Annotated in this window: 13 protein-coding genes; 6 read left to right on the top strand and 7 right to left on the bottom strand. The window is 43.4% G+C overall.

The features are described 5' to 3' along the window. Window positions 1–54: 54 nt before the first annotated feature. From EXU85_RS17120 to EXU85_RS17130, 3 genes are all read left to right on the top strand, one after another. Window positions 55–1,116: a two-component regulator propeller domain-containing protein gene (locus EXU85_RS17120; protein ID WP_210422475.1), complete on the top strand. Its 1,062-nt coding sequence runs from the start codon at window positions 55–57 to the stop codon at window positions 1,114–1,116. Window positions 1,117–1,463: 347 nt separating this feature from the next. Beyond that, window positions 1,464–1,949, top strand: a complete 486-nt coding sequence (locus EXU85_RS17125; RefSeq protein ID WP_142773251.1) for a hypothetical protein — start codon at window positions 1,464–1,466, stop codon at window positions 1,947–1,949. Beyond that, window positions 1,946–3,493 (top strand): hypothetical protein, encoded by a 1,548-nt coding sequence (locus EXU85_RS17130; RefSeq protein ID WP_142773252.1) that lies wholly within the window; start codon window positions 1,946–1,948, stop codon window positions 3,491–3,493. The genes EXU85_RS17125 and EXU85_RS17130 overlap by 4 nt, the downstream gene beginning before the upstream one ends. A 393-nt stretch (window positions 3,494–3,886) precedes the next feature. On the opposite strand, the gene EXU85_RS17135 is transcribed toward EXU85_RS17130, so the two are convergent. Continuing rightward, entirely contained in the window at window positions 3,887–4,597 is a 711-nt protein-coding gene (locus EXU85_RS17135; protein ID WP_142773253.1) for a DUF2461 domain-containing protein, read from the bottom strand. Between the two features lie 97 nt (window positions 4,598–4,694). Continuing rightward, the gene (locus tag EXU85_RS17140; RefSeq protein WP_142773254.1) at window positions 4,695–5,630 is read right to left on the bottom strand and encodes an AraC family transcriptional regulator; all 936 of its coding nucleotides are present in this window, start codon (window positions 5,628–5,630) and stop codon (window positions 4,695–4,697) included. A gap of 117 nt (window positions 5,631–5,747) precedes the next feature. Here EXU85_RS17140 and EXU85_RS17145 point away from each other — a divergent pair, with 117 nt between their 5' ends. The 3 genes from EXU85_RS17145 to EXU85_RS17155 all read left to right on the top strand — a co-directional run bounded on the left by EXU85_RS17145 (window position 5,748) and on the right by EXU85_RS17155 (window position 8,378). Beyond that, window positions 5,748–7,262 (top strand): aldehyde dehydrogenase family protein, encoded by a 1,515-nt coding sequence (locus tag EXU85_RS17145; RefSeq protein ID WP_142773255.1) that lies wholly within the window; start codon window positions 5,748–5,750, stop codon window positions 7,260–7,262. A 127-nt stretch (window positions 7,263–7,389) separates the two neighbouring features. Further along, window positions 7,390–7,770 carry a DUF779 domain-containing protein gene (locus EXU85_RS17150; protein ID WP_142773256.1) on the top strand — a complete coding sequence of 127 codons (381 nt, stop codon included), beginning with the start codon at window positions 7,390–7,392 and terminating at the stop codon, window positions 7,768–7,770. A 173-nt stretch (window positions 7,771–7,943) separates the two neighbouring features. After that, window positions 7,944–8,378: a DoxX family protein gene (locus EXU85_RS17155; RefSeq protein WP_142773257.1), complete on the top strand. Its 435-nt coding sequence runs from the start codon at window positions 7,944–7,946 to the stop codon at window positions 8,376–8,378. A 33-nt stretch (window positions 8,379–8,411) separates the two neighbouring features. Here the strand turns inward: EXU85_RS17155 and EXU85_RS17160 are convergent, their stop codons facing one another. The 5 genes from EXU85_RS17160 to EXU85_RS17180 all read right to left on the bottom strand — a co-directional run bounded on the left by EXU85_RS17160 (window position 8,412) and on the right by EXU85_RS17180 (window position 12,425). Beyond that, window positions 8,412–9,464, bottom strand: a complete 1,053-nt coding sequence (locus EXU85_RS17160) for a spore photoproduct lyase family protein (RefSeq protein ID WP_142773258.1) — start codon at window positions 9,462–9,464, stop codon at window positions 8,412–8,414. A gap of 110 nt (window positions 9,465–9,574) precedes the next feature. Continuing rightward, entirely contained in the window at window positions 9,575–10,399 is an 825-nt protein-coding gene (locus EXU85_RS17165; protein ID WP_142773259.1) for a sulfate/molybdate ABC transporter ATP-binding protein, read from the bottom strand. Then, window positions 10,396–11,061, bottom strand: a complete 666-nt coding sequence (gene modB / locus EXU85_RS17170; protein ID WP_142773260.1) for a molybdate ABC transporter permease subunit — start codon at window positions 11,059–11,061, stop codon at window positions 10,396–10,398. Before modB ends, EXU85_RS17165 begins: the two co-directional genes overlap by 4 nt. 103 nt (window positions 11,062–11,164) lie before the next feature. Further along, a complete protein-coding gene (gene modA / locus EXU85_RS17175) occupies window positions 11,165–11,902 on the bottom strand; it encodes a molybdate ABC transporter substrate-binding protein (RefSeq protein ID WP_142773261.1) in 738 nt (245 codons plus the stop codon). A 1-nt stretch (window position 11,903) separates the two neighbouring features. Next, window positions 11,904–12,425, bottom strand: coding sequence for a molybdopterin-dependent oxidoreductase (locus EXU85_RS17180; protein ID WP_142773262.1), 522 nt, complete (start codon window positions 12,423–12,425; stop codon window positions 11,904–11,906). Window positions 12,426–12,442: the final 17 nt, after the last annotated feature.

Raw genomic sequence — 12,442 nt, forward strand, 5'->3', positions numbered from 1 at the left:
TACAGAGTTAGCGGTCATTGTAGGCGACACCTGGATATCGAACATACATTAAAAATGAAGCGAATAAAAATGACGACTTTAATATTTGTACTTCTGCTTTTCGGCTGCAATCATACCAATACCTTCAGCCAAGGACAAAATCAAACAACCGTAGCAAAAGATACAATCAAGTCCCAAACCAAAAACTCAATCACTTCCTATGGTCCTAAATCAATTGTTCGCTCAGTCATACAGGATAGAAAGGGCAATATCTGGATGGCTTCATGGGATGGCATTTTCCGATATGATGGAAAGTCTTTTACTAATATTACAAGTAAAGAGAGTTCGGGACGCTTTTTTTCGATTTTAGAAGATAGCAAAGGAAATTTTTGGTTCGGGACGATTGGAGAAGGTGCTTATTATTTTGATGGGACATCTTTTAAAAATTTCACAACAATAAACGGGCTACTTAATAATGAAGTTACAAGTATTTATGAAGATAAAAAAGGTAACATTTGGTTCGGTGTTTCCGGAGGAGCAAGCTGTTACGATGGGAAAATATTTCGGAATTATATCATAGATGAAAATGTCATTTATGAAGCTTGGAAAGGAAAAACTTTTACGGACAGACAACCTAATAGCCTTGGTGTTATGATGGAAGACAAAACAGGGAAATTATGGATTAGTACAAAGGGTGAGGCTTATATTTATGATGGAAAAACATTTGCAGTTCTTCGAGATAAAGACGGTAAAGCCTTTTACGGTTTTGGGGGTATAACCAAGGATAGAAAAGGCAATATTTGGTTTAGTGCAAATGATGGTATTTGGCGTTATGACGATAGCACATTTACTAAGTTTTCGGAGAAAGGTGCTTCATCAATACTTGAAGATAAAAAAGGAAACATCTGGACTTCTTCAACAACTGCTATGTATAATAAGCCATGGACACTTTCTCGTTATGACGAGAAGTCTTTATATAATGAAAAGCCAACAGTAACAGAAATAACAAATAAACAATTGATATTTGGAATTCTAGAAGATTATGATGGAAATATTTGGTTTGGCTCTGGTCATGGGGTTTATCGTTATGATGGAAAAACAATCACGGACTTTAAGGAGATACAAGGAGATAATTAGCTAGTAGTTTAAAGTTGAGTTGGAGAAGGAATTAAAAACGGCATCATAGGCGAGAAAAAACAACGAACCGCTAACATTGGTATTGCCAATAGTGTGGCTGGACAATGAATCAATCAACAGCGGTAATACATTTGTACTTCAGTTCGGGCTTGACGAATAGAGCCAAGCATTAGTTCTAATTATTTAACTTTAGTAAAAAGCCAAGCGGCAGTTCCGAGCTGGACGGAATACTAATTCCACACCATCGGCAATACCTGGCCGTTAGTGGCAACCGCAAGGAAAACTCAAAAGACATTTTCTGTTCAACAGAACAATTTTTCACATTTTAATCAATTATAAATAATTAAATGAAACTATCTGTATCATCAATCTTACTCTTACTTATCGTCAATACTTCTTGCTCAAACCGAATTGTCTATTGTGGACAAAATAAAACAGATCCTGTCGTAATTCGTAAAAATCCTGAAAAAGCATATTTTGAATATGTAAAACAACATACAAATGATATAAAGTTGAGTTTGAAATATTTGAATATTTTAGATATTGGTGGCGTTTCGGCAAATACCAAAAGTGAAATAACGACTTTAAGAGAAAAGTTGAATCAACAAAATATTTTTGTGCAGGAAGTTTTAAAAAGTAGTTTTTTTGCATTTTCGCAGAACCCATGTAATAAGGAAGTTGTTACAAATCATCTCAATATTTTGCAAAAATTTTCTGAAAGCAATAAAACTGTAAAGGATGTAACTACAACATTAGAGAAACTAACAAATAGTGTCAATTTCTCTAATGATATTGAAAGTACATTAAATAATTTAAATAAAAAATTGAAATGAGCAGAAAAAAACGAACAGCTTTACTGATTATTATCTTTTTATTAACATTTATTAATAATTCCTATTGTCAAAAATGGGGGCTTAGTCCAGATTCTAGTTATATTGCTTTTCAAATTTTCGCTAAAAAGATTTATCCTATTGAAGATTGGGAAAAAATAAAAACCGTATCTCATAAAACTAATGAAGAAAATTCAATAAGTATTGGTAGCTACAAAGAAAAGAAAAAATATTTTATAGAAACATCTAATGGATTTAATTCTTTAATTAACGACTATACTTTTCTTACTCATTACTCTGAAAACTCAATTAGTAGTTTATTCGGTACACTACTAAACATACCAACAAATACTTCAATAAACGAGATATATTTCAAATACTTTTACAATATCAATAAAGGATTAGATTTAAATAAATTTTTTTTAAACAACAATCTTAAGTCAATTATCGAAGTAAATACTTTGGATTTAAAAGAAAATAGTTCTGGTTTTTTAGGTTTTAAAACTTTGATGCTATACTATTTTATTTTTAGTCATGAAATGGCACATATAATTAATGGTGATGTTGAGCAGAAATCAAAGTTGCTTAAAAAAATTAAAAAAACTAACAAAGCCTCTAAACTTGATAAAATTAGGCAAAAATTAGATTTATTTGAATACAAAGCAGATTTATTTGCATACAATCAATTCAAAACGTTAGTAGATACTTTGAACTCGAAACTCAGTAAAGAGAGCAAAATTAAAGATTTTTGGTTTCCTAAATGTTCCTCATCTTGTATCGAACCATTGATTTTATTAGAAGAGATTGAAAATGATTACTATAAGAACATTGCTTTTGCACCACCATCAAAGCGAATTTTAAATTTAATAAAACACATCAACAAAGACAGTGATTGCGGACTAAATATTGAAGATAATTACATATTTGGTAAAGAGTTTTTATCCTTAGTTTTTAGTAACCCTGACAATCTCAATCTTTTAGATTCTAGTAAAATAGCAAAAAACATTACCCCTTATAATGCTACTTTTTTAAAGAAAGACGCTAAATTATTTTATGAAGCCTTATCAAATGATGATTTTATCCATAGTATCAATTCGCATAATAAAAAACTTTCAAGTAATATAATTTATGAATTATACGCTAAACACCATAAAATTTCTATTCTTGATAAAGCCAATTACTTTTTAAAAGGAAACAACAATTACAAAACAAATCTTGATAGTGCATTTCATTACTTCAAGTTATCCGCTGACTCATTGAATAAACTTGACAATTTTTCGGTAATCAAAAGTACCCCTGAGAAGTTTGAGTATGACTTTTTATTTGTTAAAAACAGGAATCAGAAGTTAAAGCATAATGAGGCATCTTCTGTTTTTAATTCCTTGCCTCAATTCACTCAAAAAGAAAAATTAAATTTTATTGTTGCCTTATTTTATTTCCATCTATTCAAAGATATTGAAAATACAAAAAAATATTTAAAAAATGAAAATGGTGTTTCGTTAACAAATTTAGTTTTATTATATGAGGAGCAGATGAAAAATAAGTGAAATACTATGAATGTGGACGCAGTATCGGGCAGACGAAAGCGGCAGCCACTAACATAGTATTTATGAAAAAGGGGGCGGACGGAAGTAATTGAACATCAGTAAATTAATCAACATTTGTACCGTCGGACGGAATACTATGAAACAGTTGGAATTAACTCAACTTTGGAACAAAACCCAGCACCAGTTACGGGCGGACGAGTTCCAAATTCCCCCTTCTTCATAAATACTTGTACGTTGGCGGCAACCCTAAATGACACAGCACTAAAAAAGTTACAGAAGACAGTACAAGAGAAAAATTTACCAGCGTCAAAACTGATCCCTATTACGGTAGTAAGACTTTTTTTGACGCTACCTTTTTAACTTTAGAGCTAATTCAATTGGGAAGTACTCCCCTTACAACGTTACCGTCTCCTCCTTCTCATCATAAAACAGATAATTCAGTAAATCACAGTAGGGTTTGATGATGCGGCTGCCGCGTACGATTTCGTCGGCGAAGTTGGGTTTGAGAACTTCCTTGTCGGTATAACGGTGCAGGAAGAATAACTCTTTGCGCCGAAGCAACTCGATTTCGGGGTGGTCGGCGGGATAGCCTTTGGGTGTTGTTTTCATCACCTCACCCGCTGCTTCAGGAAAGTAGGTCTTGAACTCATCGGCCTCAATGATGTCCTTCAGTTGCTGAGCGTTATAGTCCACTTCCTGCCGAAATTTAGCGAGGTTAGCGGGTGTCGGCTGCCACATGCCCGCACCCAGAAACGATTGGTTACCCGGTTGGATATGTACGTAATAATCAACCCGGCCCGAATGACGTCCGCCGGGGCCGACTGCAAAGGCCAGATTTGATTTGTAGGGCGCTTTATCTTTAGAAAATCGGATGTCGCGGTTGATGCGAAAAATACAGTCTTTTACCGCGGTATTGGCTAACGGTTCAAACGGGCTAAGCCCTGCCAATACCCGCTCCACTACCGCGCAAAGCTCGGCTTTGGCAGCATCGTACCGAGGCCGGTTGGCATGAAACCACTCCCGATTGTTGTTTTGAACGAGTTCGCGCATGAACTCCAGCGTAGGCGCCGTAAAGGCCGCTTTTGAGGCAGTTTTTGTTGTCATAACTACCCCAAAGATAAGTAAATTGATGTATGATATAGGATGTATAATGTATCGTTTTCTGGACATACACCATATATCGTACATCATACATCCTATATCAATTTAGCCCTAAGAGTTGCCGCTTGAACTGGCGGGGGCAGATGTTTTCGACCGAACGAAAGGCGCTACTAAAATGGGTGATACTGTTAAAGCCTGATTCATAACAGGCATCCGTAATGGTCTTGGCTGGGTTGCTCAAAATTGCCTTTGCCCGACGGATACGTTCGGTCAGGATAAACTGGGCCGGAGAAACGCCGAGCTCACTTTTAAAGAGTCGGAAAAAATGGGATTTAGACAGGCAGGCTTTATCACAAAGTTCCTCAACCGACAAACTACGGGTTATATTCTCACGAATATAGGTCACCACATACGCCAGCCGGTTCGTATTTATATGCTGGCTCGTTTGCAAAAGTAAACCCGTGCGCACCTGCGTTTGTGAAAGTCGGACAATCAGCTCACGCAGGGTGTTTTTGATAAAGAAGGGCCGAAACGAGTTGTTTTCACGAAACAACCGCATCAGTTTATCCGTCAGTGAACTGATTTCAGGGTCATTCTGTACCAGATAATTATCTGTATCCAATTGCCACTGATCTATGGTTTCGACACGCGGAATCTCTTCATTCAGCTGATCAATCGTTTCACGGATAAACTCATCTGAAATGGTGAGTGCCAGGCAGCGCGTAGGAGAATCGGTGGTGGCGTCGGGAAAATCAATCTGCATCAGCCGATCCGAGGGTAACAATAATGATTCGCCCGGTTGATAGTCGAAAGGGTCCATTTCACGCAGGTGCATCACCTTGCGGCCACTTAGCATACTGGTCATTACGGGTGCGTTGAAACGCAACTGAATCAGGTTCGCCTGCTGAAATGTCTCATACAGATGTAGTTCGGCTTCATCGTGGCTGAGTGTCAGCTTATTCTCCACCAACGTGTCCAAGCGGGCTCCCCAGGCACTTACCGCTTCCTTAGGAACCACTTTCCTTAATTTTTCCATACGACCACAGAATGGGAGGATTTCGTAAGTATTTGAGACGATACCGCAAAAATACTTGTACAATTTCGGCAAAATTTGTGAAGAAGCTAATTAAATCACATAAAACCTTTTTTAAACATGCAAACTGCAGAAGCACCGAGCAAGACTATGCCCCGGCCAATGTTTAAGACTCAATATGAAAACTACATCGGCGGCAAATGGGTACCACCCGTTGGAGGAGAGTACTTCGACAATGAGTCGCCGGTTGATGGGAGCCTGATTGCCAAAATGCCCCGCTCGAAAGCTGCCGATGTCGATTTAGCCGTTGCCGCAGCCCAAAAAGCGTTTGAAACCTGGGGTAAAACATCGGCTACCGAACGGAGCAAAGTGTTGCTTCAGATTGCCGACGTAATTGAACAGAATCTGGAGTTTCTGGCTCGTGTTGAAACTGTAGAGAATGGCAAAGCCCTCCGCGAAACGATGGCGGCCGATCTACCCCTTTGCGTAGATCACTTCCGTTATTTTGCGGGCGTTATCAGGGCTGAAGAAGGTACTGCCACCGAACTGAATGCCGATACGTTGTCGCTCATTATTAAGGAGCCAGTGGGTGTTGTCGGACAAATTATCCCCTGGAACTTCCCCCTGCTGATGGCAACCTGGAAACTGGCACCGGCCCTGGCTGCTGGCTGCTGCGTGGTGATTAAACCAGCCGAACAAACCCCTACCTCACTGGCCATTATGTTCGAATTGCTGGAAGGCATCGTACCTGCCGGTGTGGTCAACATTATTCAGGGATTTGGCCCGGAAGCGGGCAAACCGTTAGCCCAGCACAAAGGCATCAACAAAGTTGCCTTTACGGGCGAAACCACCACAGGACGGCTTATCATGCAGTATGCATCGGAAAACCTCATTCCGGTTACCATGGAGCTAGGCGGTAAATCGCCGAACATTTTCATGAAATCCATTGCCGATCATGACGATGAGTTCTTCGATAAGTGCGTGGAAGGAGCGGTAATGTTTGCGCTCAACCAGGGTGAAATCTGTACCTGTCCATCGCGTTTGCTGGTTCACGAAGATATTTACGACAAGTTTATGGAACGGGTAATTGCCCGTACCAAAGCGATCAAACTTGGCCACCCGCTCGATCCTGAAACCATGATGGGTGCGCAGGCCAGCAACGACCAGTACGAGAAAATTCTGTCGTACATCAACATCGGCAAACAGGAAGGAGCCGAAGTGCTGACCGGAGGTGGTCCCGCCGACACCATTGAAGGTGGTTTCTATATTCAGCCGACGATTTTCAAGGGAAACAACAAGATGCGGATTTTCCAGGAAGAAATTTTCGGGCCCGTTCTGTCGGTAACAACCTTTAAAGATGCCGACGAAGCCGTTGCGATTGCCAATGATACGCTTTATGGGCTGGGTGCCGGTTTCTGGTCTCGCGATGCGCATGAGCTGTACACCATTCCCCGGCAGATTCAGGCGGGTCGCGTGTGGGTAAACTGCTACCACGATTACCCGGCCCACGCACCGTTTGGCGGCTACAAGAAGTCGGGTTTTGGCCGTGAAAACCACCTGATGATGTTAAACCACTATCGCCAGGTTAAAAACCTGCTGATCTCGTACAGCAAAAACAAATTAGGGTTCTTTTGACAAAGGGGAGAAAAGGGAGGAAGGAGAGAGGGACGTAAGGGAGAACGTAAATCTATCTCTTGTTTGGTCCCTTCCCCCTCCTCCCTTTCGTCCCTCTCCTCCTTCCTCCCTTTTCTCCCTCTTCGTTATGGAAAGAATAGACCTCACTCCGGCGGCAGCCGAGATTATTGATAAACTCCGCGCTGATCACGGACCACTTATGTTTCACCAGAGTGGGGGTTGTTGCGATGGCTCCTCGCCTATGTGCTATGCTGTCGGTGATTTTATCATTGGCTCATCGGATGTGCTGCTGGGCCAGATTTACGGCTGTGATTTCTGGATGTCGAGCGATCAATTTGAATACTGGAAACACACGCACTTAACCGTTGACGTAACCCGTGGGCGTGGGGCCAGTTTCTCGCTTGAAATCCCGCTGGGTGTTCGATTTCTGATTCGGTCCCGGCTCTTTGACGATGATGAATTTGCTCAATTAGCCCCCGTTCATGTTGGGCCACTGGAGGAAGTATAACGGTTTAAGGTAGTCAGTATTCGGTTTACCGTGGTTACTGCAAAATCCGATCACTCTGCCTAAATTAGGCACCTAAAAATTGCAAAGTGAATCCTGTAAATCGTTAACAATCAGCTTGCTTTGTAATGTTCATACCTGTATATTCGATTAGTATTCTCTAAACACTTACAGGTATGAACGTTTTAAACCGAATTGAAAACTGGGGGGATACGCATCACCCCGCCTGGACCGACGCCCTACGTATTGTACTCGGAATTATCCTGGTGCTGAAGGGGGTTAGCTTTATCAGTGATACAGCCTACCTCACACGCTTAGTGGGTGGTCTGCATTTCAGCCTTTGGCCCGTCATGCTGGTACATTACGTTGCTTTTGCTCATCTGATGGGCGGCTTTCTAATTGCGCTTGGCTGCCTGACCCGGTTGATGGTCGTTCTGCAACTGCCTATTCTTGTTGGTGCGCTGTTCTTCGTAAATATCCGTCAGGGCTTTTCGCCCCTGAATTCTGAACTCTGGTTATCGGTTATCGTCCTGTTATTGCTCCTATGGTTCCTCGTCATCGGATCCGGAAAATTCTCGATGGATGAGTATGTGAAGCAGCATAGTCATTGATTTTTTAACCGTGCGGGCGGAACGCCCGCACGGTTAAAAAATATACCGAATCTCACACCAGGGAATCTCCTCCTTCACCAACTGCTCGAATACATCAATCATCTTACGCTTCAACTGGTGCTGATACCGAATGTTCCAGCCACCAAACTGGCTTACTTTACTCTCCTGTAATTCGGGTACCCACAATAGTTCTTCTGCCTTTGGATTGATGGCTAAGTTAGCCTGATGCTGCCATTGGTTGTGGGTCAGAAAAATTACTTCACATTTGAGTTGAGCCCGGACTTCGGGGCGCAACGCTGCATCGAGTTGACGAAACAACTCACGATAGTCATTTCGCCACGCTTTTCTGTCTCCATCAGGGCCGCTGTAGACAATGACGGGTGAGAAATTTACGTGCACCTCATAGCCCGCATCGTAAAAGTCATTGATAGCAGCAATTCGCTTTTCAATACTATCGGTACGCACATCGACTAGCTTACTGACATGACTGGGCATCAGACTGAAACGAATCCGTATTTTACGTTTTGGATCGAAGTTGAGCAGTGCTGGATTAACAAACTTGGTCGCAAAAGTGGCTTTTGCACGCGTATGATCCCGGTAAAAGGCGAACACCTGCTGCATCCCCTCCGTTAGATCATAGTCGATTGAAATATCTGAGTTGCAACCAATATCATACGTCCAGTAAGTGGGGTCAGTCTGGTTTGCTGGCTTGGGCCAGGCCAGCAACTGAACGTGTTTATCAACGCTCGTCAGGTTTTCGTCGATGTTGGTAAACAAGGTAATCGGGTTTACGTTTTTATGCCGATCGACGTAGCAATAGGTGCATGCCCCGAAACAGCCATTTGCCAGACTCGGCGCAATGTAATCGGCACTACGTCCACTCCATTTGATAGCCTGAGATTTCAGTTTTCCAAGTACCAACACGTCGGACTTGACCTTGAAATGATTCATTCCCAACTCTGGCAACCGGTTGTGCTGTTTCAGTTCAAGCGTCTCTGCCTGTGGGAACTGAGCCAGTACAGCTTCACCCTGTTCGTTCAGGGAATCGGCGGTATATAAAATAATTGATGGATTGAAATCGGGCATGAAGAAACGCTGAGGTTGGTAAAAAGAAAACGTTCACAACCCAGTAATGGTTCAGAAATCCCCCAAAGCAAGTACCTGTAAAACAGACGATTAATACTAGAAAAAACAATTTACTTCAACGATGAGTCGATCCGTATCGAATCACCTACCCGCCAGTTTGCCCAGACCGGATTTGACGAGTAAACTTGCGTGGTAGTTGTCTCGATAACCCATTGTTGGCGGGCTTCATCATAGTCTATACGTGTGATAAGTTCCCGTATTGAGCTATCTGAACCACGGTCGACAATACGCTCATCGGATTGAATGCGTCCCTGCACCAACCGAACAACCCGATCCGCTAACGCCTGTACATCAACCTCGTGGTGACTCACCAAAATCGTAGTTGTGCCCCAGTTCTGATGAAGTTGTCGCAACATCTGTCTGAGCATCTGACTAGCTACTTCATCAAGAGCGGCAAACGGTTCATCCAGTAACAACAGTTGTGGCCGACGAACCAGCGCACGAGCCAGGGCTACCCGCTGACGCTGGCCGCCCGACAAACGAACAGGCTTCTGATTCACGAATGGTTCCAGGCCCGTGGCCTCAATCAGTTCATCTACTAAAGCTTCCCGACCAGCGGGAGCCGCATATTGAATATTTTCCCGAACCGTCATATTCGGAAACAGGCCTGTGTCCTGAAATACATAGCCAATGGACCGTTGCTGGGGAGTGCGGTTAATACCCTGGCTTTTATCCAGCCATATCGTTTCATTAACCTCAATATGGCCCGTGCCAGGAGTTTCCAGCCCAGCCAGTAACCGAAGAAGGGTTGTTTTTCCAGAGCCAGAAGGCCCAACCAGTGCGGTTAAACTACCCGTTTCCAAGTCTAGTTGCACTTGAAGTTCACTGGCTCCTTCGGCAAACAGACGCGGCATGGTTATGTCCAGTTTGATCATACCGTTACGCGTTTATTGATGCCATAAACCAGTAAGAGAATAGCAAATGAAAGGCCCAGCAACAGAGCCGCATAGGTATGAGCCGTATCGAAATGAAGTAGCTCGACTTCATCGTAAATAGCGATAGACGCCACCCGTGTTTGGCCTGGCAGGTTACCTCCAATCATTAATACCAGACCAAATTCGCCGATGGTGTGCGCAAATGTCAACACGATTCCGGTGAGCAAGGCGGGTTTACAGTTGGGCAATAATACCCGCCACAGGGTTCTGCTTCGCGATTGTCCCAATGTATAGGATGCCTCACGCCAGGAAATGGGCAGGTTTTCTAATCCAGCCTGAATGGGATGAACCATAAACGGTAAACTATACAGCAGTGAAGCTACGACTAAGCCTTCGAACGAGAAGACGAGTTGTAGATTAATCGTTTTCAACAACCAGCCCCCTAACCCACTGGTTGGGCTAAAGGCTAACAGCAGGTAAAAACCAACCACTGAAGGGGGTAGAACCAACGGCAGGCTGATTAGTGCTTCAATGACGGGTTTAAGTCGGAATCGGCTAAGGGCTAGCCAACCCGCCAGTGGTACGCCAATCAGGAGCAGAATAAACGTAGTGATACCGGCTAAGCGTAAGGTTAGCCAGATGGGTTCCCAGTCGATGGGCATAGAAAAAAAGGATAAAGGGAGAAAAGGGAGGAAGGAAGAGAGGGACGAGAGGGTAAACCGAGAATTTACATCCTCCCTTTCTTCCCTCTCCTCCTTCCTCCCTTCAATGATACCCAAACTGCTGCAAAATACGGCGGGCTGCCGGACTACGCAAAAATGCCATGAATTGCCGGGCTTCTTTAGGTAAGCTGGTTCGTTTCAAAACAACTACGCCCTGCGCAATAGGAGAATAACCCGTTGTTGGCAAATCGAGCCAATGTCCGCGCTTTGTCAGGCTGGGATCGAGCACGACCGATTTAGCCGTAAACCCTACCTCTGCTGCGCCCGTCAGTATGTATTGATTGACCTGGGCAATGCTTTCGCCGTACACAATTTTAGGCTGTACCACTTCCAGCAACTTTTTGGATTTCAGGAACGAAACTGCTGCTTCGCCATACGGAGCCGTTGCCGGGTTAGCAATGGCTATATGGCGAACAGCCGGGTCTGACAATATCGTTAAATCAGCCGTTAAGGGTAGATCGCTTCGTGTCCAGAGAACCAGTGAGCCATAGGCATACACTAGCGGTGCATCCACCGTAAGTCCAGCTTTGTGCAAGGTTTGCGGATAGTCGACATCGGCTGATAGAAATACATCATAGGGGGCCCCCTGTTGAATTTGCGTCGTTAGCTTTCCCGAAGAGTTCACAATTGACTCAACTTCAATACCCGTCTTTTTCTGGAATGCGACCTTCAATTGCTCCATCACAAATTGCGCGTTAGCCGCCACCGCTACGCGCAGAGGCTGACAATGAGCAAACCCTGTTATGGAGTATACGAGAAGAAATATGAGTAGTTTTTTCATATCAGTTAGCAAATCGCACCTCAATTGATTTCACTTCCCGAATCCAGCGGGCAGGCTTTTTCTCTCCAGGAACTACCACCCGGTATGGCCCTACACCCTGAGCCAGTGATACTCCGTCTACAGAGTCGGCCAGTAAGATTACCCGTGTTGTAAAGTCCGGGTCAATCTCAGCGAGTGCGAATATGACTTCATAATTATCTATCGCTTTCACCACGACATACTTTGTCAGGTTTTCGCCCCGTAGTGCACTGCCTAAGGTTGCTCCTGCCTGTTTGAGTAGTTCCGAGAGTGGTACGCCCGAGTACTTGTGTTCCTTTCCATCCCGATCATTACCGATTACCTCGGTATGAGTCATGGCTTTCAAATCAGCCGCTTGTAAGGTGAGTGGTTTAGTTACCTCTCCCGAAATAGTCAGCACTATCTGGGCCTCTGCCCTATTCGTCCCAAGGAAACCCGTTAGTATGAACAACAGGCCTAGGACCGCGTGCTTACCGGTTCGTGTTCTCGCACTCTTTCGGCTCATATGGTTTACCAGTCTTA

Origin of the sequence: Spirosoma sp. KCTC 42546, from assembly GCF_006965485.1 — a bacterium.
GTDB lineage: Bacteria > Bacteroidota > Bacteroidia > Cytophagales > Spirosomataceae > Spirosoma.

Coding starts and splice junctions, on each gene's coding strand:
- EXU85_RS17120 (WP_210422475.1), top strand. CDS start 55: ATGAAGCGAATAAAAATGACGACTTTAATATTTGTACTTCTGCTTTTC.
- EXU85_RS17125 (WP_142773251.1), top strand. CDS start 1,464: ATGAAACTATCTGTATCATCAATCTTACTCTTACTTATCGTCAATACT.
- EXU85_RS17130 (WP_142773252.1), top strand. CDS start 1,946: ATGAGCAGAAAAAAACGAACAGCTTTACTGATTATTATCTTTTTATTA.
- EXU85_RS17135 (WP_142773253.1), bottom strand. CDS start 4,597: ATGACAACAAAAACTGCCTCAAAAGCGGCCTTTACGGCGCCTACGCTG.
- EXU85_RS17140 (WP_142773254.1), bottom strand. CDS start 5,630: ATGGAAAAATTAAGGAAAGTGGTTCCTAAGGAAGCGGTAAGTGCCTGG.
- EXU85_RS17145 (WP_142773255.1), top strand. CDS start 5,748: ATGCAAACTGCAGAAGCACCGAGCAAGACTATGCCCCGGCCAATGTTT.
- EXU85_RS17150 (WP_142773256.1), top strand. CDS start 7,390: ATGGAAAGAATAGACCTCACTCCGGCGGCAGCCGAGATTATTGATAAA.
- EXU85_RS17155 (WP_142773257.1), top strand. CDS start 7,944: ATGAACGTTTTAAACCGAATTGAAAACTGGGGGGATACGCATCACCCC.
- EXU85_RS17160 (WP_142773258.1), bottom strand. CDS start 9,464: ATGCCCGATTTCAATCCATCAATTATTTTATATACCGCCGATTCCCTG.
- EXU85_RS17165 (WP_142773259.1), bottom strand. CDS start 10,399: ATGATCAAACTGGACATAACCATGCCGCGTCTGTTTGCCGAAGGAGCC.
- modB (WP_142773260.1), bottom strand. CDS start 11,061: ATGCCCATCGACTGGGAACCCATCTGGCTAACCTTACGCTTAGCCGGT.
- modA (WP_142773261.1), bottom strand. CDS start 11,902: ATGAAAAAACTACTCATATTTCTTCTCGTATACTCCATAACAGGGTTT.
- EXU85_RS17180 (WP_142773262.1), bottom strand. CDS start 12,425: ATGAGCCGAAAGAGTGCGAGAACACGAACCGGTAAGCACGCGGTCCTA.